General features: G+C 33.8%; 20 protein-coding genes and 1 pseudogene. 7 read left to right on the top strand and 14 right to left on the bottom strand.

Annotated features, from left to right (window positions below; all coding sequences use genetic code 11):
• Nucleotides 1-121: 121 nt before the first annotated feature.
• The gene (locus tag D9780_RS04295) at nt 122-475 is read right to left on the bottom strand and encodes a SpoIIAA family protein (RefSeq protein WP_121639405.1); all 354 of its coding nucleotides are present in this window, start codon (nt 473-475) and stop codon (nt 122-124) included.
• 225 nt (nt 476-700) lie between these two features.
• Here D9780_RS04295 and D9780_RS04290 point away from each other — a divergent pair, with 225 nt between their 5' ends.
• Nucleotides 701-1,897, top strand: a complete 1,197-nt coding sequence (locus D9780_RS04290; RefSeq protein ID WP_121639404.1) for an MFS transporter — start codon at nt 701-703, stop codon at nt 1,895-1,897.
• A gap of 258 nt (nt 1,898-2,155) precedes the next feature.
• Here D9780_RS04290 and D9780_RS04285 read toward each other — a convergent pair.
• Nucleotides 2,156-2,512, bottom strand: a pseudogene (locus D9780_RS04285) (aldehyde dehydrogenase family protein); the annotation flags it as partial.
• A 186-nt stretch (nt 2,513-2,698) separates the two neighbouring features.
• On the opposite strand from D9780_RS04285, the gene D9780_RS04280 reads away from it, so the two are divergent.
• Nucleotides 2,699-3,559, top strand: coding sequence for a DMT family transporter (locus tag D9780_RS04280; protein ID WP_073010895.1), 861 nt, complete (start codon nt 2,699-2,701; stop codon nt 3,557-3,559).
• A 34-nt stretch (nt 3,560-3,593) separates the two neighbouring features.
• Here D9780_RS04280 and D9780_RS04275 read toward each other — a convergent pair whose 3' ends face one another.
• The 4 genes from D9780_RS04275 to D9780_RS04265 form a co-directional block, all read right to left on the bottom strand.
• Nucleotides 3,594-4,268: a LuxR C-terminal-related transcriptional regulator gene (locus tag D9780_RS04275; RefSeq protein WP_073010892.1), complete on the bottom strand. Its 675-nt coding sequence runs from the start codon at nt 4,266-4,268 to the stop codon at nt 3,594-3,596.
• A gap of 139 nt (nt 4,269-4,407) precedes the next feature.
• The gene (locus tag D9780_RS04270) at nt 4,408-4,998 is read right to left on the bottom strand and encodes a class D sortase (protein WP_121641427.1); all 591 of its coding nucleotides are present in this window, start codon (nt 4,996-4,998) and stop codon (nt 4,408-4,410) included.
• On the bottom strand, nt 4,991-5,161 hold the full coding sequence (locus tag D9780_RS20975; protein WP_162985785.1) for a hypothetical protein: 171 nt from the start codon (nt 5,159-5,161) through the stop codon (nt 4,991-4,993). The genes D9780_RS04270 and D9780_RS20975 overlap by 8 nt, the downstream gene beginning before the upstream one ends.
• 166 nt (nt 5,162-5,327) lie before the next feature.
• Nucleotides 5,328-6,458 (bottom strand): response regulator, encoded by a 1,131-nt coding sequence (locus D9780_RS04265; protein WP_121639403.1) that lies wholly within the window; start codon nt 6,456-6,458, stop codon nt 5,328-5,330.
• A 727-nt stretch (nt 6,459-7,185) separates the two neighbouring features.
• On the opposite strand from D9780_RS04265, the gene D9780_RS04260 reads away from it, so the two are divergent.
• The gene (locus D9780_RS04260) at nt 7,186-10,239 is read left to right on the top strand and encodes a hybrid sensor histidine kinase/response regulator (RefSeq protein ID WP_121639402.1); all 3,054 of its coding nucleotides are present in this window, start codon (nt 7,186-7,188) and stop codon (nt 10,237-10,239) included.
• A 206-nt stretch (nt 10,240-10,445) separates the two neighbouring features.
• On the opposite strand, the gene D9780_RS04255 is transcribed toward D9780_RS04260, so the two are convergent.
• Nucleotides 10,446-11,060, bottom strand: a complete 615-nt coding sequence (locus D9780_RS04255; RefSeq protein WP_121639401.1) for a sterol desaturase family protein — start codon at nt 11,058-11,060, stop codon at nt 10,446-10,448.
• 712 nt (nt 11,061-11,772) lie between these two features.
• Here D9780_RS04255 and D9780_RS04250 point away from each other — a divergent pair.
• The 3 genes from D9780_RS04250 (at nt 11,773) to D9780_RS04235 (ending at nt 16,940) form a co-directional block, all read left to right on the top strand.
• The gene (locus D9780_RS04250; protein ID WP_121639400.1) at nt 11,773-12,723 is read left to right on the top strand and encodes an L-lactate dehydrogenase; all 951 of its coding nucleotides are present in this window, start codon (nt 11,773-11,775) and stop codon (nt 12,721-12,723) included.
• 47 nt (nt 12,724-12,770) lie between these two features.
• Nucleotides 12,771-14,384, top strand: coding sequence for a Ppx/GppA family phosphatase (locus D9780_RS04245; protein ID WP_121639399.1), 1,614 nt, complete (start codon nt 12,771-12,773; stop codon nt 14,382-14,384).
• Nucleotides 14,385-14,813: 429 nt separating this feature from the next.
• Nucleotides 14,814-16,940 (top strand): RNA degradosome polyphosphate kinase, encoded by a 2,127-nt coding sequence (locus D9780_RS04235; RefSeq protein ID WP_121639397.1) that lies wholly within the window; start codon nt 14,814-14,816, stop codon nt 16,938-16,940.
• A 160-nt stretch (nt 16,941-17,100) separates the two neighbouring features.
• On the opposite strand, the gene D9780_RS04230 is transcribed toward D9780_RS04235, so the two are convergent.
• The 5 genes from D9780_RS04230 to D9780_RS04210 all read right to left on the bottom strand — a co-directional run bounded on the left by D9780_RS04230 (nt 17,101) and on the right by D9780_RS04210 (nt 21,366).
• Entirely contained in the window at nt 17,101-17,592 is a 492-nt protein-coding gene (locus tag D9780_RS04230) for a MepB family protein (protein ID WP_121639396.1), read from the bottom strand.
• A gap of 871 nt (nt 17,593-18,463) precedes the next feature.
• Nucleotides 18,464-18,913 carry an SMI1/KNR4 family protein gene (locus D9780_RS04225; RefSeq protein WP_121639395.1) on the bottom strand — a complete coding sequence of 150 codons (450 nt, stop codon included), beginning with the start codon at nt 18,911-18,913 and terminating at the stop codon, nt 18,464-18,466.
• Between the two features lie 14 nt (nt 18,914-18,927).
• On the bottom strand, nt 18,928-20,592 hold the full coding sequence (locus D9780_RS21360; protein ID WP_240458778.1) for an HNH/ENDO VII family nuclease: 1,665 nt from the start codon (nt 20,590-20,592) through the stop codon (nt 18,928-18,930).
• A gap of 244 nt (nt 20,593-20,836) precedes the next feature.
• Entirely contained in the window at nt 20,837-21,151 is a 315-nt protein-coding gene (locus tag D9780_RS04215; protein WP_121639394.1) for a YolD-like family protein, read from the bottom strand.
• Nucleotides 21,151-21,366, bottom strand: coding sequence for a hypothetical protein (locus D9780_RS04210; protein WP_121639393.1), 216 nt, complete (start codon nt 21,364-21,366; stop codon nt 21,151-21,153). The genes D9780_RS04215 and D9780_RS04210 overlap by 1 nt, the downstream gene beginning before the upstream one ends.
• Nucleotides 21,367-21,500: 134 nt before the next feature.
• Here D9780_RS04210 and D9780_RS04205 point away from each other — a divergent pair, with 134 nt between their 5' ends.
• A complete protein-coding gene (locus D9780_RS04205) occupies nt 21,501-21,686 on the top strand; it encodes a hypothetical protein (protein ID WP_121639392.1) in 186 nt (61 codons plus the stop codon).
• Nucleotides 21,687-21,713: 27 nt separating this feature from the next.
• On the opposite strand, the gene D9780_RS04200 is transcribed toward D9780_RS04205, so the two are convergent.
• Entirely contained in the window at nt 21,714-22,463 is a 750-nt protein-coding gene (locus D9780_RS04200) for a Panacea domain-containing protein (protein ID WP_121639391.1), read from the bottom strand.
• A gap of 14 nt (nt 22,464-22,477) precedes the next feature.
• Nucleotides 22,478-23,182, bottom strand: a complete 705-nt coding sequence (locus D9780_RS04195; RefSeq protein WP_162985784.1) for a nucleotidyltransferase family protein — start codon at nt 23,180-23,182, stop codon at nt 22,478-22,480.
• Between the last annotated feature and the right edge of the window lie 838 nt (nt 23,183-24,020).

Raw genomic sequence — 24,020 nt, 5'->3', positions numbered from 1 at the left:
AAGAATTTACCATCCACCACTTATACTTATTAGCCAACAGCAAAAAAACCTACACTGTAACCAACAGCGTAGGAATTGACAAAGCCAGTTTGTTTCACACCAATACAATGAAAGTTAAATCTTATTTACCTAACCATTGTTGCGCTTGAGCCTTATTGTCTGGTGTAAAATGCTCAACTTTTGTTTCTGGAAGCAGGTTCTCCAGTTTAACTCCTATTTCTATCCACTTCTTATCACTCACAATTGCCAATTTTTGTATATATTTTAAATGTTGTATCATTTTCAAATCTTCCAAAACACCTTTCAAAGTCATTCCTTCCATTTTATCAAGTAGAAGAAGTATATTAACTTTATTATATTCTTGTCTTTTCAGCATAAAAAATTCTTCAAAATGATTCAAATCCTCTTCTTCTACTTTTCCTTGCACCTCAATTTCAATTGCATTATCCACCTTTGCTGGGGTTATTTTAATCATTTTTCCCACTCCTTTACTGCGATCTTAGTTATGTTTTCCCAAGAGAGTTTTCCATCAAACATAGTTCACTAGTAAATTTTAGGTCAGCATCAAATGTCTTATGGGCAAAATGGGGAAATTTAAGGCGTATTATACTTCATACTGTCTTGTGAAAATTTCGTTATCACTGTCGGTGAAATTTTATGCTATACTTTCCTTAACATAAAATGGGGAGAGAACTTCGGAATGAATAATTGGAAAAATCCGATATTATTATTGTTATCCATTAGCATTTCAAGCATTGGTAATTTTATCCATTTAGTATCTATTAACATCATTGTTTATCAGCTTACTGGTTCAGCAGCCGCAGTTGCAGGCCTTTGGATTATTGGACCATTAACAAATATACTCACAAAGTTCTGGACAGGAAGTTTTATTGATTATCGGAGTAAGCGTTATGTAATGAGCGTAACATATATAATCCGAGCTGTTTTTATCAGCCTCATCCCCTTTGCACCAAACATGATTGTCATTTATATTATCCTTGTCGTTCTGAGTATAGCGAACGCTTTTTTCCATCCTGCATCAACTACTTACATTACGATTCTCGTTCCAAACGAAAAAAGAAAACGCTTCAACTCTTTTCATTCATTTGCTAGTTCTGGCGCCTTTATCATTGGCCCAGCCATCGGTGGTACACTTATTTTATCAACAAGTGTAGAGATAACGCTCTGGATCAACGCCATATCCTTTTTATTAGCATCCATTTTATTGTTATTTATCTCCCAGACAGAATACATTGTAAAAGAAGCAATCCCTAATTTGACCTTTTCGCAAATTATAAAAGATTTTACTGTGGTACAACGCTTTCTAAAAGAAAACAAATATGTAAGCTATATCTATCTGGGCTTTATTTTTATTATGCTGTTTACCTTTGCTATGGATGCACAAGAAGTCGTTTTCACACAGCAAATTATAGGTCTATCTGAAATTGAATATAGTCTGTTAATTAGCTTAACGGGGCTTGGTTCTGTTTTAGGTGCTATTTTATTATCTGTATTTTCAAATCAATTCTCCATAAGAAACATGATAAGCATTGGCATTATTATGACTGCAGTTGGGTATGTCATTTACGCTTTCTCTTGGTCTTTCACATCCATTGTTATTGGTTTTTTAATCTTAGGATTTTTTTTAGTATTTCTAAATGCAGGCATCATGACATTTTATCAAAATAATGTACCGGTAGATATTATGGGGAGGGTAACTAGTATATTCCAGTTCATACAAAGTACGCTGCAAGTTTTATTTATCTTAGCAATAGGTATTACAGCTGATATCCTATCACTGCGGATTACAATCGTTATCCTCGCTCTTGTTATGTTCCTTTCATCCTGCCTTTTTGTCATTGCTGTTTTAAAAAAGAACAAAAAAGTTTACTATTAGCATCATAGTACTGAAATCAGCAGATTTTTCAAAGTATGTATTAGTATCTATATATCCAAAATTTGATTGTTTTCTCAGAAAGAGTGCAATTTCGAACGTTTTATAGGATAAACAAGCCGAACGTTTGATTGTTCGGCTTGTTCTATGTTGCATTTGCTTATAGCTGGTAATTTCCTCAAACGACTCCCTTCTTCCATCAAGTAACAAGCTCAGAAAATGAATCGATCATGAAATGCCTTTACTTAGCAATACTTTACTTTATTGTAAATTAACCCAAACGCTTTTTACTTCTGTATAATTGTCGAGTGCATACTTTCCCATCTCACGGCCTATACCTGATTGCTTATATCCCCCAAATGCAGCAGCAGGATTTTCCTGATTACAATCATTCATCCATACGGTACCCGCTTTTAACCTTCTTGCAATTTGATGTCCTGTTCGGATATTTTCAGTCCAAACGGCAGCTGCTAGCCCATATTGACTATCATTTGCTCTTTTAACTGCTTCTTCTGTCGTATCAAATGGGAAAACAGCAACAACAGGACCAAATATTTCTTCTCTTGCTATCTGCATATCATCTTCTACTTCTGCAAAAACAGTCGGTTTAACAAAGTAAAATTGCTACAATTTTGTTACCAGTTTTTTAAGCGTGTAGGATGAGTTGTTTTCTCTAGACATTCAATCACTTTTATGAAAGAATATGTCTTTGTTGAATTACTTTAGAAAAAACTTGGCTTGTCGCCAAGTTTTTATGACAAAGCTGTCGTTTTTAATAAATTCACTAATTTGGAGATGACAACTATGAGTAACCGTAATAAAGGTATTATTTTATTACTATTGTCCGCGTTTGGCTTTTCTATGATGGGAGCTTTTATTAAGCTTTCAGGCGATGTTCCAACAGTCCAAAAAACACTTTTTCGAAATGCAATATCTATGGTCATTGCATTTGGATTCGTAAAATATTATGGTGCAAGCTTATTTGGAAAAAAAGACAGCCAAAAATTTTTACTGCTTCGGTCAAGTTTAGGAGCTGTAGGGATTTTGCTTAACTTTTACGCCATTGACCATTTAGTTCTGTCGGATGCAGATATGCTTAATAAAATGAGTCCTTTTCTCACCATCATCTTTGCAGCTCTCTTTTTAAAAGAGAAAACACGATTATTTCAAGTAATATCGATTATCATTGCTTTTGCTGGAACACTGTTCATTATTAAACCGACATTTTCATCAGAAATTATCCCCTATATTGCAGGTTTTCTCTCAGCAGTATTTGCAGCAGGAGCTTATACCGTTTTACGTGTGTTAGGTAGAAAAGAACAATTTTACACTGTTGTTTTTTACTTTTCATTTTTTACAACTGTGATTTTATTACCGTTTGTCATCGCATTTTATGAACCTATGTCTTGGCAACAATGGGTTTACCTTTTATTAGCGGGTATTTTTGCTACTGTAGGGCAATTCGGCATAACAATTGCTTACAAATACGCACCAGCGAAGGAAATATCTATCTTTTTCTATTCCACAGTTGTCTATTCTGCATTAATCAGTATAGCCCTCTTTGGACAAATACCAGATGTACTAAGTATCATCGGTTATCTCACCATTTTCAGCGCTTCTTTGTATATGTTTATGAAGAACAATCAACAAAGTCGACTAGAATAAAACAGACAAACTTCTTTTGAGAAGTTTGTCTATTTTATTCTTTCATTTTTTCGTGTATAATGGATGTCAAATATGCTTTAACTTTATGACGATGATTTATTTGTAATTTTTTATACACCTTGCTCACATAGTCTCGAACTGTTTTTTCTGACAAATTCAATTCATTAGCTATTTCTAAATTTTTATACCCTTTATAAATTAAAAATAATATATCAATATCTCTATCATTCATATCCATATTTTGCGAAGAAAAAAAACGGCTAAGTTTTTCTTTTTTGTTCATACACTCTGTTCCTAAAAAGTCAATCATTTCCGTAACAATTTCATCCGCAAACACATATTGATGCTGCCACACGCTTCGAATGGAATGAATAAGCCCCTCTCCACTACTGTGACTTAGTAAAAAGCCTTTTACCCCTAAAGTTAAAGCTTCCTTGATCAACTTCTTATCATAGGATACAAAAATACATATAACCCTGATTTGTTTATACTTTTCTCTTATTTCATTTATTTGTTTTTTTAATGTATCACTTACTCCATGAACTAAATGAACTAGCAATATATCTGGTTCAAAATCACTTATCTGTTCAATAAAATTGGATTCTCGATCGGAGACTTCTAAAACTTCCAGATCGTCTTCGCCTTCTAATAAAATTTTTAATCCCTGTGTAAAAATGTCGCTTGTATTCATCATAAGTACATTTATCATTTTCTTCTTCACCTCCAATAGAACTTTTATGGTAAAATCTTATAGAACTATGTTTCTACAGATGTTGGGCTAGAGGTTTTATATAAGCACACTAAAAATGACATAGCTATATTCCTTGTTTGCTCGTTTTTTATCATGATCATAAATCATTTTTTCCTACTAGCGTTCCTTTAATTGCAATTCGCTCCTTACCATCGAGGGTGCATGTGATAAGAGTAAGCTCATCTTCACCTGCACGATCATCCAAAACTTCCACAGCTGTTGGTTCAATTACTTCTGATGTTTTAATTTCATAAATAAAAGTTTGTTTCGCTGTTTGTAAAAAAGCTTTAGAGCCTGGCTTTACATTAGGTAGTTGTCTAAAATGTCGATCTCCTCGATACCCTCTATGACCAGCAACGGTAAAATTACCCTCTCCCGGTGTTTGATTTGATTTAATTTGTGTTAAAGCAATGCTTAAATTTTCTTCCGTAGTTTGGGTTAGGATTTTTTGTTTGAGGTCAATGGAAGGGATCTCTAATTCAATTACGCCCTTTAGCTCTTCTTCTGAAAAGGGGAGATCTTCTATCGACGATAAATCAACAGCATTCTCATCCGATTCCGTCACCATCGCTAAAGCTTCTTCTAATGCTGCAACTTGTTTTGCTTGTTTCCATTCATAATAAAACGGGATTGACACGAATATTACTCCAGCAATCATGAAGCAAATACCTATGCTACGTTTAGTAATTTTCATTGCTTTCTTCTTCCTCCATATTAGAAAACTTGTCTGCAGCATTCTGTTTTAATGTTTTTCCCCAACAGATAGCCGCTCCATAGAAGTCATGAGAGCCCCTTAGCGTATAAAAAGAGTTATAACCTCTATGATAGATTGGTTTCATGACAAATTTCACGTTTTGAGCCAACTAAAATTTAACTTATTTTAAACAAACATACCAATAACCTAGTAATTTATACCAAAATACATTATACCTTTCCTTCCTTTACAAATTCTTTACAGTTTATAATGAGTAATTAATTACAATTATTTAAGATATACAAATGTCTATACATTCACTTTTACATATGATATTTTTTCCACTGACGGTACCAACTTGTAATTTCTATATTTGGGCTAGTCCCTAATTCCGTTTGTAGTAATGTTTTTAAATAAGCATATTGCCTTTCCACTTTTTCTGTTTCGTTCCTAAAAGAATACAGCTTCATTATTGCAAAATGTACTTCTTCTTGTTCTGGGTAGCGTTCATAAATGCGTTTATACCATTCTATTGCTCTATCATAGGACGAAATAGATGTAAAAACTTTAGCTATCTGCATCGCTGTTCTATACCATACTCTTTCGAATCTAATCTTTTCATTTTCTGCCCACCAATAATCATAGTCATCAAAATAAGGCGCTGTGTAATATTCCATTGCTTTAACATAATGGTCAATATTATTCTTTTCAACAGATGCATAACCTGCCAGTTTTTTTTGCCATAATTCAATATCGATATCGATGGCTTGAGTAGATAAAATATATCCTTCTGTCATATTTTCCAGTTGAAAATTATCTGGGTATTGCTTTAATGTTTTTCTAACATGATAGATAGCTGTATAAAGTTGTGCATAAGCTTTTTCTGGATCCAACTCCCCCCATAACAATTCAATTAATAATGATTTCCTTACTAGTTTCCCTCTGTTATGAAGCAAATAATGAAACAACTCTCTAACTTTTGAAGTTCGCCAAGAGATCAAGTCCACTTCTCTATTTGCTTTTGTGATGGAAAAACTACCACAAACATTCAGGCGTAAACGATCCTGCTGCAACATACTCTTTTCATTATGAAATAAAATATCCCCCTCCAAGCGTTGAATCGTTTTCTTTAAACGGTCTTTTTGAATAGGCTTTAACAAATAATCTAATGCATTAATTTCAAATGCTTTAATAGCAAATTCGTCATACGCCGTCACAAATACAATATGGATGCTAGAATCTAGTTCCAAAATTTGCTCAGCTAATTCCAGTCCATTTACTTGTGGCATATTAATATCTAAAAATACAACCTCTGGATTATTTTTACTTATACTCGTTTTTACAAAAAAAGGATTCGTAAGTTTATCGACAATTTCTATTCCATCAAGTTCCTTTAATAAATGTTCTAAAAAATCCAATGCCATTTGTTCATCATCTACAAGAATGGCTTTCAATTCGGTAGCCTCCCTTTCAAACCTACCTACGTTTTATAGTAAAAACATACTTAAAACGAATTGGGCTTTTAGGTCATTTTATCTACTGTGTATACTTATTGTAGTATAAGATCATACATTATTTATCCTTGTTCCTTACAACAACCTATATGTAGATAAAAAATCAGTGTGCTTTAGATCTAATATACGATGCTTTCAAGACATAAAGACGATTTTATATGCATCTTGTTGCATTGTATTCAACCTTTTTCATATACTTTTAGCATAGCATAGGATGGAAAAAATCTACATTATCTTTTATTAGTAAATTACGGAATATGTCTAGAGTGTAAGATATTCTCTTTAGAATATGACAAAACGTGTCAAAGTACCTCGTTGTTCATATTTTTTGTACGTGTATGTTGCAAAAATCCAGGTTGGTGTATTACCGTTGCGATCGAAAAATAGTCTTGACAACTTACATGAAGAACGACAATACAATTAGATGTGAATGAAATATACTATAAATATACTTTTTTTACCATTTAAACGAATAGTTTAACCTTGCAATCTATACTTTTTAGTACTATATTCATAGAAGCAACAATTGCAATTGGTGCTTTTAACACGCTATTGCTTTCTATAAAACAGCACAAAAATAAACAAAACAATCCATACTAACTTAACCTAAATGAAATGGTATTATTAAAAGCAAATTTCTTACATTTAGATAAAGGAATGAACAGCTTTGTTACAAAAGACAGAACAAATATCCAAAACCCGATTATTTTTAATCATGAGTTTATTCGCTTTACTATTAATGTTATTTCGTATTAGTTGGATATATGTCCATCAAGCGCCCAAAGAACCAGTTGCAAAAAATGGCGTCATTAATTTTCAAGATGTTAACTTAACAGCTGAGGAAACATATCTATTAGATGGTACATGGAATTTTTCTCCTCATTTATTCATCCAAGCGCCTTCCATAAATAGTGAAACAACAAAAGCCGTTCAACTCCCTCATAACTGGATCAATGATGTAAATAGTGACGAACAAAGCGGAGCATACGGTTTCGGTACATACCAATTAAAAATATTGTTACCTAAAAATCGGCCAGAGCTCCTTTCCTTTCGTTTTTCAGAAGTTCTTTCATCAGTTGCTGTATATATAGATGGAAAACTTGTTTCTCAAATGAATCAGCCACACGTGAAAAATAGTATGACAGAAAAGTACGGAACTTTTTCTGTACCTTTTTCCCCAGATCAAGATGAAGTAGAGTTGACGCTACATGTATCCAACCACGAATTACCTTTTATAGGAGGTATAACTGATTCTGTATGGTTTGGTTCAACAAACGCTATACAAAAAGAAACTTCTTTGTTTTCAGTATTACAAATGATAGTAAGTGTCATCTACTTTTTACATGTCATATATGTATTTAGTCTTGTTTATTTCGGTAAAGGGCAGCATAAAAAAACGCTTTTATATTTTGGTTTTATGCTTGCTACCGTAGGATTTACAAATCTGATTGACGATAATGTCATCATACACTTACCTATCCCAATTGAATGGTATTATCGCTTACTCTATTTATTTTTTCTAACTACATTAATTTCTATGTTGTATTTTATCAAGTCTCTGTATATTTTACGTGATCGTTTCTTTGCTTATTTCTTACTTATATACGGTCTTTTTAGTATAGCTTTTATCATTGTTCCAATCTCCCTATTTCATACTTTAGCTTGGTTAGCAAATATTTTTGTGATTATAGCTGTTATTTTTATGTTAAAACTAATGGCTCCTATTACACAAAGAAGAGATCAGGGTTCTATCATTATCCTTCTTTTCATTGTTAGTTATGGAATTAATGTAGTATGGGGAATGTTATTAAATGACAACCTTATAGAAATGCCCTATTACCCATTTGATTTTCTATTAATGAATATTCTAATTGCCTTCGTTTTATTGCAACGTTATGCTCATTTGCTAAATTTAAATAAACAACAAACGAAAGCTTTACAAACAGCAAATAAACAAAAAGATGTCTTTTTAATGAATACATCTCATGAATTACGAAACCCATTGCACGCAATGATGAATATCGGTCAATCTATCCTTGATAAAGACAGTGCAACTTTATCTTCAAATAATAAATATCACCTAAAACTACTTGTACGTGTTGGACAACAAATGTCTTATATGCTTCATGACCTTGTTGACTTAACAAGATTAAAAGATGAACGGATCACATTAAAACGAAAAGAAATCGATTTACATGCAATTATTTCTGGTTTAATTGACATGATTGCATTCCTAATAGAAGGGAAAAAAATACAGATTAACGTTTATATTTCTCCTTCTTTTCCAAAGCTTTATGCCGATGAAAATCGTCTTTTGCAAATATTGTTTAATCTCCTGCATAATGCTGTTAAATTTACTAATGAAGGAGAAATAACAATTGAAGCTAAACAAAAAGGAAAAATGGCGATGATCCAAGTAAAAGACACTGGCATAGGTATGAGTGAACAAACAACGGAAAAGGTTTTTCAACCCTATGTACAAGAAAATAGACCTGAAACTAATAACGGTGGAATTGGCATTGGATTAAGCATATGTAAGAAATTAATAGAATTACACGGAGGAACCATTCGTGTAACTTCCAAACTTTATAAAGGATCTACTTTCTTTTTCACCATCCCCATTGCCCACACATTTGATAAAGATGATCATGAGACTGTTGGAGAAACCTTATATCCTGCTCCGTCCGTGATCCAAAGCGATTGTGGATCAGCTATAGCAAGCTCCATTGATAATGAACGTCAAAGAATTCTTCTTATTGACGATGACTCTGTAAACCTTAAAGTATTATATAATATCTTATCTACCGATTACGAAGTGGCGACAGCTTATAGTGGAGAAACAGCATTACAATGCATCGAAATTGGCAAGTTTGATCTTATCATTTGTGATGTGATGATGCCGAACATGTCTGGGTATGAATTAACGCAAACAGTAAGACAACGATACAGCCTATCAGAACTACCTATCCTGTTATTAACTGCACGGCAACAGTTTGAGGATATTTATGCAGGATTTTTAGCAGGAGCAAATGATTATATAGCTAAACCGGCACAGATTTTAGAGTTACGTGCTAGAGTTCGCGCTTTAACTGAATTAAAAAAATCAATTAATGACCAATTAAAAACGGAAGCTGCTTGGCTTCAAGCTCAAATACAACCACATTTTTTGTTTAATACTTTAAATACGATTGCTTCCTTAGGTTCCATTGATACATCAAGAATGGTTACTTTGCTTCATGAATTTGGAAACTATTTACGTCTAAGCTTTGGCATTCATAATACTCAGACACTTATTCATGTTGAAGATGAGCTAAAACTTACCCGTTCTTATCTTTATATCGAACAAGAGCGATTCGGTGATAGGTTAAAAATTGAATGGGAAATTACAGAAGATAGCAATTTTCAAATTTTACCTCTTTCGATTCAACCAATTGTTGAGAACGCTGTAAAACATGGCGTTTTACAACGAATGGATGGTGGGAAGGTTACTATTCGAATCACCAAACTTGAAACCTATTATGAAATAGCTATTATTGATGACGGTGTGGGCATGAAAGAGGATAAGGTCGAAAGCTTGCTAGAAGATTCAAGTAGTAAAAGTAAAGGGATTGGGTTAGCAAATACAAATCGCCGTTTCAAACAAATGTTTGGAAAAGGATTAATCATCATTAGCGAGCCAGACGAAGGCACTACAGTCATCATGGAAATACCTTTTTCCTAACTTACTGTAACAGGACTCAAACCTATGTTTTGAGTCCTTTTCATTTATTAATGACGTTGTATAACCTTAGAGAGTAACTACTACATAGACTATAGAAAGCTTTCTCTACTTACTATTTTCATAGATCAATATTATAAGCTTTTCTGTCCCATTATCTGCATTCGTTTACATCAATAGCTGTAAACTTTTAAAATAGCTCTCGTTGTTTATGCGCGCTTTTCTAAATCCCTCGCTGTATCACTTTTTTCTACTTTTTTATGGTCACGGTATGTTCCCATCGTTTTATCTACCGCACGATGTGTCACACCAAACCAGTAATTTTCGTTTTTATAATGGTGCCAAAGATGTGATTTTTTAATTTGCTTCCCCATTTTTGTTACCGGTTGAATTGGCTTGTGAGCTACAAAATGCTTCCATTCGTAAAACAAGAAATATCCGATGACACCTGTTGCAAAGCCCATTGTCAAATTCAAATTGCTAGTAATAGCATAGCAAATCACTACTAAAATGATAAAGTTAGGTAAACTAAACCAGAGTGGCAAGAAAAGCAATTTCACATCATCAGGATCAACGTGGTGATCATAATGTAAGCGCTTAATTATCTTTAATAAGAATGGCTTCTTCGGTTTTTTAATATGAAATAAAAACCGGTGTATCATGTATTCACTAATTGCATATGTCATCATACCTACACCAATCGCAGCCCAAATCCTCCAATCGTATAAATTCGGAATAGTAAACCCTAACATGACCGCAAAAATAATAACCATTACTGTCACGTCTGGAAACGTAATAAATTGCCTCCCATATTTCTTCATCATTTCCCCCCCTTAAAGCATCATTAAACAACCTTTTATTCTGACTTTTCTATATTTTATCATCTCCTTTTTTGTTTGTCGATTCTCATATACATTCTCGTTTCTTAAAAGATCAATACTTTTCATCCTCTACATTGTTAGATGAAGATTAAAAGTTAGGGTGAATTACCTTCTTTCTAAATTATATAGCTCCACCTGTTTTTATAATCTCTTACCTCTCGGAGTTTTCATTAAACATTTTAATAGTTCCGCAATTTGCGATTAGAATAAATTAATTATATAATCAAACTTAATCATCATTTCCATTAAATAACTATACTTTCCTGTTTATAGAATGCATTTACTGAAGCATTATTTTTAGTGACATAATTATTTCTTAACTGTGGCAATAACTTTCTTTATTAAAAAGCTATTTACTTGCTAACGCGAATAGAACAAAGGCGCAAGTGTCCGTTTAGCAACGTAGCGAATGGAAAGAATCAAAGGAAATAAAGAAATCATGCCACTCAAACAAGGGCAGGCCTGTTTTTAGTCGGCCTTTCTCTTAGGGCGAATCGATGATGGAGTAATGGAGTAAAGTCGCCTAGTTGCTGGGCCATAGCTGTAAATGGCTATTCGGTTATTTCATTACCACAAGCACCTAATTTTATTTTTTCCTATACATTAAAAAGCATTGTGCTGATGAAATAGGAATTAAATTATAGGAGATGATCTGATGAACAAACTACTGCGTAAAGTTGCTATTTTAGGAACTGGCTTTGTCGGTTCAAGTACGGCATATGCCCTTATAAACCAAGGGATTTGCGACGAATTGCTATTGATCGATATGAAACAAGAAAAAGCGGTTGGTGAATCACTAGACCTCATTCATTGTATGGATTTTCTTCCTTCACGGACGAAAGTTTATACAGGTTCTATTCAAGATACAGCTGATGTGGACATTATTATTGTTAGTGCTGGTCCTCCACCAAATGAGAACCAAACTCGACTCGATACATTGGAAACCGGAGCGCAAATAATGAATGATACCATCCCCAGGATAATGAAGTCTGGGTTTAATGGCATTTTTTTAATTGCTACAAACCCTGTGGATATTATTACATATCACATCTGGAAGTTATCTGGCCTACCACGTCATCAAGTGATTGGAACAGGTACATCGATCGACTCTTCCCGCCTCAAAACATATTTAGCACAGGTACTTGATATTGATGTTCGAAGTATACAAGCTTATACAATGGGCGAACATGGTGATTCCCAATTTGCTGTTTGGTCACATTGCACAATTGGTGGTAAACCGTTATTAGAAATATTGGATGAGAAGCCACATCTAGCTACCAAACTTGATTTAGATGATACGGTAGAAAAAGTGAAACGCGTTGGCTTTGAAATTTTAAAACGAAAAGGGACAACATATTATGGAATAGGCAATGCGTTAGCGTACTTTACAACCCAAATATTAAATGATAGCCAACAAATTTTACCTGCTTCTTGCATATTAGACGGTGAGTATGGAGAAAAAAGTATAGCTACTGGCGTGCCTGGAAAAATTAGTCGAAGCGGTATCCAAGACATTGTTGAGCTAAATTTATCAGAACAAGAAAAGCAATTATTTAGGCACTCTAACACCGTTTTAAGAAATTATATGCGAAGAATAGGTTATTAATTACCTACAACAATGGACAAATCAAGACTAAGAAGTAGCAAGACAGCATGTTTCATGTAAAACCAAAATGGGAAAGCTTGTGCTATAATGAACGAAATAAACCATTAACGACAAAAGGTGTGTTCCCATTGAATGAAGAAAAGTATGCAATTATTGATATTGGTTCGAATACCATTCGTCTCGTAATCTATCTTAAAGAAAAGAGCGGTCGCTTTCAGGAAATTGAGAATGTAAAGGCAGTCGCCAGACTTAGAAATTACTTAGAAGAAAATCATTATCTTAACCAAGAAGGAATGGGAATACTAGCTAACATTTTACGTAGCTTTAAAGAAGTAACGGATACATATGAATTAAATGAAATAATATGTGTCGCTACTGCAACAATTAGGCAAGCTGAAAATAAGGCAGAAATCATACAAAAAATTGTACAAGAAAGCGGTTATGATACACGAATTCTCTCAGAAGAAGAAGAAGCTTATTACGGATATTTAGCCGTTGTCAATTCAACAACCGTCTCTGAAGGTATCACCATTGATATTGGTGGCGGAAGTACAGAACTTACTTATTTTAAAGATAGACAATTAGTTTACTCTAAAAGCATGCCTTTTGGTGCTTTGACTCTGAAACAAAAGTTTGTACAACACGACGTACCAACAGAAAGAGAAATGGAACAAATTAAAACCTATCTACAGCAGCAATTCACCTCCATTTCATGGTTATACAATAAACAAGTCCATTTAATCGGTATTGGCGGTAGTGCCCGAAATATGATTCAAATTGACCAAGCATTAAAAAAATATCCATTAGCTGGCGTACATCAGTATCGGATTCAAGAAAATGACATAGGCTATGTTAAAAATCACCTACGTAAGTTCCCTTACAAAGAATTACAGAAAGTAGAAGGGTTAAGTAAAGATAGAGCAGACATTATTTTGCCTGCTATTGAAGTATTTCATACTTTATACGAGCATATAGAGGCTACAAGTTTCATGCTAAGTAGAAAAGGGTTACGTGATGGAATATTTTATGAGCAAATTATGCGTGATTTTGGCATCACCAAATTTCCAAATGTACGTGAAGAGAGTTTTAATGAATTAATTGTTGATTTTAATATAAATTATAAGCAAGTTCACCAAGTTATTACCATTGCAACAAAAATTTTTGACGCCTTACGCAATAGCGGGCTTGGTTATATAGGAAAGATCGATTATGAATTATTAAAGCGTGGTGCCTATGTATTCAACCTTGGCAAGTACATTGATTCAGAGTCTTCTTCCCAGCACACCTTTTACCTTCTAGCAAATCGCACCGTAGATGGACTTATGCATATAGAACGATTAAAAATTGCACTTGTCGCATCTTTTAAAAGCAAGCATAAATTTAAACAATATTTAGAACCGTTTAAAGAATGGTTTGTCAAGAAAGAAAAGAAAAAATTACAGACCATAGGTGCTCTATTAAAACTGGCGTACTGCTTTGACTCGACGAAGAGAAATATTGTAAAAGACATAGATATCCTTGTTGATGAAGAAGTGATTACTTTTCATGTTTACTGTGACAAAGATTGGATGCCAGAAGCATATCAAGTTGAAAAGCAAAAAAAACACTTGGAAAAAGCACTTCACAGAAATATTAACGTTTGCTTTTGCTATCAGCAATAATAAATGAAATGAAAGAAAACGATTGTTTTAACTACAGTATTAGAAAAACTCAGTTTTGCCCACGCAAAAACACCTCCGATTTGTATTGATTTAATTATATCATTTCGAAGGTGTTTTTTATTGTCCCATTTTATTGTGTTAGTCTATTGTCGCCAAGTTTTTATTACGATGGAACGCGTCATTATGCTTAAACTATACCCTAAAAACTATGCTTACCCTATAATACAGCAAAGAACTTCACCCACATTAACACAGATTTTAACTTCTGTTGCTCCAAATACAACGACTACTATTCGAAACTTTTCCAATATCGTACGTCGCAAAACGAAAAACGAAAATCTTTAAAGAAACTTGAATATAAATTTACAATTCCTTAATACTTATAATGTAGGATGGAAAATGAAGAAATCGTATAGGGGTAAGGAGAGAATGCAATTGAACGAAAACAGAAAACGCCTAGGAGATCCTAAATATTATAACAACCGCGAACTTAGTTGGCTAGCATTTAATGAACGTGTGTTACAAGAAGCGTTGGATCAGCGTAACCCCTTGCTAGAACGATGTAAATTTTTAGCTATATTCAGTTCCAATTTAGATGAGTTTTTTATGGTTCGTGTTGCAGGACTTAAAGATCAAGTAGAGGCTGGATTTAACAAACCTGAAAATAAAGCAGGCTTAACACCAAAAGAACAGCTTGCAGCTATTTCCAAGAAGAACCACCAGCTAATTGACATGCAATCCTCTACTTTCAAGCATGTGCTAGTGCCAATGTTAGCCCAAGAAAACATTACATTCCTAACTATGGATGACCTCGATCAACAAATGAAGTTAAACATGGAACGATACTTTGATGATCAAGTCTTCCCTGTGTTAACCCCTATGGCAGTGGATGCCTATCGCCCATTCCCTATGTTGGCAAATAAAAGCATTAATCTTGCCGTATTATTAGAAGATGAACGTGTTAAAAATGATATTGTGGAACTTGAAGAAGTTGTTAAAACTGCTATTGTTCAAGTGCCTTCCGTATTAAAACGTTTTATTAAGGTAGATATTCCATATTCTAACATCACCTATTTTATTATGCTTGAAGACATTATTAGCCATTTCATTTACAAATTATTTGCCGGTTATAAAGTTATCTCTGTAACAGAATTTCGAATTACCCGGAACGCTGATATGACAATTCATGAAGAAGGAGCTCGAGATTTATTAAAAGAAATTGAAAAAGAATTGAAAAAGCGAAAATGGGGAGCCGCTGTTCGACTTGAAGTGAAACGAAAACAATATGACCCTAACATGTTAAATTTTCTGTTGTCCGTATTGGAGATTCATTATAAAGATGTGTACGAAATAGATGGTCCCATCGATTTGACCTTTTTGTTCAGTTTTCACAAGTCCCTTGAACCTACGCATGAGCATTTAGTGTATGAAACATTAATCCCCCAACCACCGCAGGATATGGGAGATTCTGAAGATTTGTTTGAGTTAGCAAAAGAACGGGATTTATTTTTTCACCATCCTTATGAATCCTTCGAACCAATCGTTGATTTTGTATCCGATGCAGCTGATGACCCTGACGTATTAGCAATTAAACAAACATTGTATAGAGTAAGCGGAGATTCACCTGTTATAGAAGGTTTAAAAAGAGCTGCAGAACAAGGAAAGCAAGTTACCGTGCTCGTTGAATTAAAAGCGCGCTTTGATGAAGAAAATAACGTCCAGTGGGCAAAGGAATTGGAAAAAGCCGGATGTCATGTTATTTACGGTATGACTTATTTAAAAACACATAGTAAAATTACACTCGTGGTGAGAAGAAGAAATAATCAAATTGAACAATTTGTTCATTTGGGCACAGGAAATTATAATGATCAAACCGCTAAAATTTATACAGATATGGGGATTATTACGTCCAAGCGCGAATTTGGTATTGATGCAACTAACTTCTTCAATTACTTAAGTGGCTATGCAGAAAAACCATTGTTTCATCAATTATCCATGGCCCCATTTGATATGAAAACAGATTTTTTGTCCGATATAGATATAGAAATGGAGAACCATAAGAAATACGGGGATGGATATATTATTTTTAAAATGAATTCTTTAACGGATAAAGATTTGATTATGAAAATGTATGAAGCTTCCTGTGCTGGAGTTAACATTGATCTAATCGTTCGTGGTATTTGTTGCTTACGCCCACAAATACCAGGTGTCAGCGAAAATATACGCGTCATTAGTATTGTAGGTCGTTTCCTGGAACATACTCGCATATATTATTTTCATCATCATCAAAATAGCAAAATGTATCTTTCTTCTGCCGATTTGATGACGAGAAATATGGAGAAACGTGTGGAGCTGCTTTTTCCAATTATTGATGGCAACATAAAACAGAGATTATACGAAATATTGCAAATTATAAGTAATGACAATGTAAAAGCTCGCATGCAAGATCAAAATGGCATATATCATTATGTAGAAAAGGCAGACGAAGACCCGAAAATAGATAGTCAAATGGAGCTATTCAAAAGAGCTTACATGGTTAAAGAAGACGAGGAATAATGAACAATTCAATTAGAGGGAATACATATTCTATCCCCTCTGATTGCTATTTGTGTCTAAGTAGTAGTGTTTTATATTTGTTTACGTTGCTTGTCGCGGTCATTCCGCTAAATTTTTTCTAAGATAGAATACGTGACGAAGCAGTTTAATGTACTAACATTTAAGAGAAATACAAATCTGTTAGTCTTGCAATATCCACTGCTTTTGTAACATCAATAAAATATTTCATTTGCCATTTTTGAGATTTTTCCGCAGCGTTATTTAGCTCCTGCTCCCAAGAGGGGTAAACTCGCATTGCCATTTTTCCTTTGGACGTTTCACTACGCAACACACCTTGTTGAAGTAATACTAATTTTGGAAAAATGAATTGACCCTTCCGTTCACCATCTATTACCGAAATAACGATCTTGTTAGGACTTTCATCATAAGAATAAGCTTGATTGTAATTATTTATATCTTTTTCCCAAAACGCTACAAAATACCCCTTTTTCTTTGCGGTTAATTTAGCCAAACGACTCCGATATGTATGTTCAAACACACTAAAACTAAACCCTTTATATTCAGAATTCTGTTTTTCCTCCGTTATGGATGTAATTTCATGCTCTCCCATACACGACAGTAAAGTATTAGTTAATTTTATTGATTTCTCCATCACTTACCTCCATTATTTCATATTTGAAATCTTTTCCGATGTTCATTTCACCTAATCATGCCATTTAGTTAAAACTTACAAAGTGATAAGATCAAGGCAGATTAATATTTAATTCTATGGAAAAAAGATAAACTATAGCATACAAAAAACGCTCGATACCTTCGTACCAAGCGTTCTGAGGTATGATTCCGATTGGGCTCGAACCAACGACCTCCACCCTGTCAAGGTGAAATATTAGGATACATCAACCAACTTCAACCTACAAACATCCCCATTTAACAACATTTTCGAGCAAACATATAATCTTAAAAGATAACGTAAACCAATAAGTTGGTCGGCAAGATGTCGGCAGAAGAATAATACATGTCTCTGCATATTGAACGTTCATCAAGTTATTTTTATTTCACTATTTTAAACTGTTCCAACTTACTGTCAAAGGAAAAAACCTCACTAGCTATATGATTTATTCATTTTATGACATATTGAAATCTCTTCATATATTAAAAAAAGCACTTGTTATCCTTTTGACAGTCAAATGCTCTATTCCTCTAACATACGATCCAATTCTAAAAATGGATGGAGAACTACCTTTAAAGCCTATTGTTCTTTTCTTATTTACAAGTATATATTATGGCAGAATATTCTTTCCATTTAAAAAGACGGCGAATTAAAAGACTTTACTTTCGAGAATTATTTTCATGCAACGCTAGTGAGTTAGCTATATAAAATAATTCATTAGATTAAAATACCACCTCGCATAATTATATGGCAATCTTTCATAAACAAAATACCATTATAAAAACTCTTGATGGTCCAACCATCAAGAGTTTCAAAACAATCTCATTTATTAATTTCTTTCTATTTATCCACCTTAAAAATCTTCTTCCAATGCTTCTTTTGCATCCAGTAACCTTTGTGATAAAAACTCATAAAAATTTTCCGCCGTATTGTAGGCATCAAGCCCTCCTTGCCTATTCCACGCTATTACTGGACACTCATCATTCTCCATATTGCTTGTATCTAAACAGTAGGCATACTCATCTATATCCTCAATAACTACTAAATTCTCACTCATTCCTAATTCCCTATAACTCTCCGTTTCAATAATAACAGTAGAAATATTAGACTTAGCCACTCCTAAAATATCTACACCATATAAACCACCAGACCCATAATTACTTAAAAACCACTTATAACTTTTTGGTAATTCCACCCCTAGCTCATTTTGGATAGAATTAATTTGACTTTCATCTACTCCCCCTGTAAAGTCATCTGATTCCTTATGCTCATTAATAAAATTGATCAATTCCTCTTTATTCATTCAGATTTCTCCTTTTATAAATCACCTTTATCTATTTGTTTAGCTCTCCATCTCCAATATTTCGATCTAAAGTTTTCATATTGTTTTTTCAAAACAGGGTCATTTCTAAAGCTTCCTCCATTCTCCACTAAACCATGTAATATCCTATCATATTCTTTATGCATACTATTCGGGAGCTCCACCATTGACCCAGGTTCTCTTTGAATTAAATGATGAAGTTCTATTTTAGTTCCATCTTTCCAAATTGGAGGTCTTCCTTTTTTCATTAATTGATAATTTGTCTTCCCAGTTTTTGGATCTCTTCTCTTGTAATCAATATCTATCCTTTGATAGATGCGTCTACTAGTATCTCTAACTTTTCCATTAATTGTAGTAATCCCATTATACTCTACAGCCTTATAGTTTTTATATTCTTTGCCCGTACCTTTAGTTTCTACCCTTTTCCCTCTGCTATTCTCCATATTAACCATCTGCGGATTGACGTGGTTCTCAAGAGCTTTATCTCTTAGTATAAAGTTTGCCCCACCAGTTGAAAAGGCATAGTCTTTACCAAAAGAGAACTTCTCTGTCACTTTAACCATTTCAGCTTTAGCTGCCTCTATCTTTTTCCGATAATAATTACTACTAAAAGGCTTACTATCCAATAACTTCGGAGCTCTTCTTGCTGCGCCTGCGCCTAGTTTTCCAACGCCTGATGCTCCTTTGACAGCCAAACTACTTGGTATCAAGGCAGGCAGTGCAGCACCAGTAACGTACATAACTCCTTCACTTTCCACAGTATCTGTGAAGGCTTGGGCAGTTGATTCAACTGCACGTATAGGGTCTTGTAAAAATTGTATCGCAGCTTGTGTATAGGCATCAACTGTTTCATCTGCACTATCTTTTAACCAAGATGGCTCCACAGGATCAGGAACAACGCCAGATACGGCGACAACACCTGCATCTTTAACAACGGTTAGCAGTCCCGTGACCATGCCCGCAATGCTGTTGACAATTCCTTTTTCAAAATCATCGACAGCTTTATTAACACTACTGACAACATCCGTGACACCTTCAAAGAAATTCGTATATTTCCTTTTTACGTTTCCGGCCAAGTTATTGTATTCATCATCCGCATTTTCAAATCTTTTCACTTTGGAATTATATAAATCCCATAACTCGTCCATATTACGTTCCAGCTTTTTTCTTGTTGCTTCAATACTCGTTTGGATACGCTCCATATGGCGTCGGTTGATCTCACTTGCTTCTTTTTCCGCATCCGTTGGGTCATCAAACATACCGAAAAAAGAAGCAGGTTGCTGATAGCTTTTGTTTAATGCCTTAAACACATTATTCGTTATACCGCCCTCTATTTGCTTTAAATTCGCCCAAATATCATTACGATCCACACGCATCATCGTATTTCTTGAAATCGGTGAGATATATCTCGTCGTGTCTGTTACATAATTTTCAAACAGGGATAAAAGGTCATTGATCTGTGTTTCATAATTAGCAATTTTTTCTTTCGAGCTGCTAATGTTCTGATCCCATGCTTCAACACTTTTTCCCTCATTTGTTTGCACAAAGGTACTCACTTTATCAAGTGAATCGTCCATTTTTCCTAAAGCACTTTTATATTTCCGAAGTTCTCCAATAATATCATCTAAAACCCCATAATTAATTTGTAAGTCACGCTTCACAAACTATCCCCCTTCTCCCTCTCTCTCGTTATTAAGACATTTCAGTTTTCTTCCTCTATTTAAATTCTAATGGTAAAATAACCCACACACCATGCATCTTTTTTCCTTGTTTTTATATAGGTTATTTTTACTATTTAAACTTTGTTGGTCTATATTTGAGTAAATAAAAACACCATCTCTTGTAACTAATTTCATTTATAGTTACAGAAGATGGTACCGTTAATAAAAAGATGATGTCCTCACTTCATTTTATCCACACATCCATAATGCATTCAAAAGGCAAACGTTGCCCAACAATGTTTATGTATTTATTTTGCTTATTGATACTGGTTATCTTACCTTTTACTTTATAAAAATCATGTTTATCAAAATACTTTAATTCGACAGTTAAATCATTTGCTACAGCCATCAGTAATTTTGTGTTTATTTCCTCTTGCTGCTGTTCATCCAAAATCGGTTTTTCCTTGTGTTTTTGTTCTTTCCACATTTCCTGTAGCATTTCAATATGTTCTGGCATCATGATAGATGTCCATTTTATTGTACCTCGATCATTAACCATTATGAAACAACCTTCTTTCTTACTTTTCCAGCAGATAAAATATTTTCAATGTTAAATGTTCGCACTTGTTTACGATAAAAGCAATAGGCTAAAATACTTTTTTCCTTAATTTCGATTACTCGAATATAGCGCTCAGTCACTTGGTTATTGTTATCCATATAAAAGATGATGATCTTTTGCTTGTTATCTAATGAATTTTTGAATAATCTTAACATAATTACACCACCACGGAACATTTGTTCTTATTATATCACAAAACAGAACTAACGTGCGTGTTATTTTATGGAAAATAAAAAAATACCACCTCCCCGTAACTTATTTCGATTATGATTACAGGAGGTGGTTTGTTGTGGAAAGAATAATATCTGGACATTTGGTTGGCTTTGGATCTGTTAAAGATATGGAAAGATTGGAGCAATACTACGACGAAGGTTTTACTGATGCTGGGATGACTGAAATTAGAGATAGTAAGGTACCCAGTGCTGCTGATTGTGATGAGTTATGTGCGGAGTTATCAGGAGAGGTACTTGTTTGAAAAGAAAAAGCCCTCGGTCTATGAGGGCTATTTTACAAAATGATGATATTGTAATATAAGATCATCAGTAATTATGTTGTTTTGGCTTGGTTCATAAACCCTTTGCCAAGGACCACCTACCCTGTGAGTTTTATCAACTAAATTAAATGGTTTTTCATCACCATATCTCTGTAAAGTATCCATTACACAATCAATCACAGTTGAACCATGCTCTGAGGAAATAACCTTGATGAATGAAGGTGTAGTTGCTACATCATCAGCGACTATTACAAAGTTTTCATCTTCTTCGTAATCAATAATTAATGCACCGTGCTCAGTGAACTCTCTAAAAACGCTCTCTACAACCGGTCCATATTTATAAGAAACGATTGGTTCTTTAAATAATTTTTCCCCGGTTCTTTTTAGGAATTCTGCATACGTGTAATATAGAATCTTTTGTAATTTTATGTGTGACATTGGCAACATAGTTAAAACAAATTTGGAAATATCTAGAGCTGATAATTTCTGATCACTCGCTACAAGGGAAATGAACTGATCCATATCACTGGTAAAAACAACGTCCTCAAAGAACATATCCTTTTCTTTAACTGAGGAAATGGATAAAGAATTAGTAGTAATTTTATGGATGCCGAATTGAACATCCCCGCATCTTTTTTTCATCTTTGTTAAAAATCTTTTAATCACTGCCTTATCTAATGTATCCTCAGAAGAATAATTCCAACCAATTCTATAGCCTTTAGAGTACGAGCTTGTTATCGCTAAAAAGTGATAAGCCATTATTAGCACCTCCTTCAAGGTCGTTTAACTATTGTAAATCCATTTTTATGTATTTCAGCAGACTTTTTATACATCTGTTTATGCATTTTATGTGATTCATAATTTACTTCTCTATCGTCTAAATTCCATACTTGCAGTTCCCATGGAAAGAACTTATTACTTGGCCCTTTAATATATATGTGTGTAGCTTTATAATCACCTTTTGATGAGTCTATACATTTTATATTATAATCCTCTTCTTTAATATAGTCACATAAAGTATAAAATATACTGCACTTATGGTCAAAGTTTTTTATACATATTCGAAACCCAAGTAAATCATTTAGACATTTATTAATTGAATAGGTACCTTTTCCAGCTTTCGCAAAATAATGCCCTATTTTATAAAAAACACTTTCAGGATCTTTTGTTCTCGGTCTAAAATCCAAATGTTTGTATCTTTCCTCTAAGTCTATATCTACTATTAACATTTTTAGCTCTTCTAAATAATTATAGACAATTGAAAGGAAGTTATTGTTTATAAGATAACTATTGTTATCCATTATGCTAACTACATCCCTTATCTTATTTCGTTTAAGGTTTAAACTACACAGATTCCCATACATATATGAAAATTTCTGGTGTAGATTTATTATTTCATGAATTATCTCTTCGATTATCTCGATATCATATTCAACAATGCTGTTATTTGCTATTATTTTATCTTTAGCAGTATTCATATGCATCCACTTATCACCATTTAAATTCGTCTGATTCAATTAACCCTTTAAATATATTATTCTACAAATTAAACCAAAAGTCCTGCTACTCTAATAGAAGTATTTTCCTATTATACATTATGCTTCATTTTTTCAGAAAAGTAAACGTCGGTGTTTATAAATGAAAAAACAATGATATAATTTGGTCCCGAAATACACAAAAACAAAGGCCGGGTACTGTGAATGGTTACAATGAGAAGATATCAGAAGTTCTATTTTCTAACGACAGCGAACCACCAAAAGAAAAAATTGCGAAAAGCGATAATTTTTATAGCCACGAAAGAAATTTAGATAAATTTTATTCAACCCCATCCTACAAAGGACGGGGTTTTTTAACATCAATATACATCTTTTTTACGAACCCAAGACATAATACCATCGAGTAGCACACGATCTGACTTAACCTGTTTAACCGTGTATGAGTTACCCTTAACAAAGCTTGCAATTGACTCTCCTGTGGCAAATTTGCTAGCTGATTTTTTAACCGTTACTTTTTGGCCAACGGAAAGTGATTTTGATTTTTGTTTGCTGGACTTACCAGATCCACCTACATCTGATTTGTATACCCACGAATAAATTTCTTTGAGTAGCACCTTATTCCCCTTTATTTGCTGTACGGTGTAGTTTTTACCCTTAATGCTAGACGGTATATTTTCACCAGTAGCATATTTAGATGCTAATTTGCTTAGGTACACCTTACTACCAACTTTTATGGATTTAGATGGTTTGGATACAGGCTTACCTTTTTTAAGTTTATTTAGTAACTCAGTATTTTGGCTAGCCGTACCTTTATACCCTT

It is taken from the genome of Virgibacillus sp. Bac330 (assembly GCF_003667845.1).
Lineage (GTDB): Bacteria > Bacillota > Bacilli > Bacillales > Amphibacillaceae > Virgibacillus > Virgibacillus chiguensis.
Note: the sequence above shows the minus strand (reverse complement) of the source record. Positions and strands in the feature narration are given on the sequence as shown.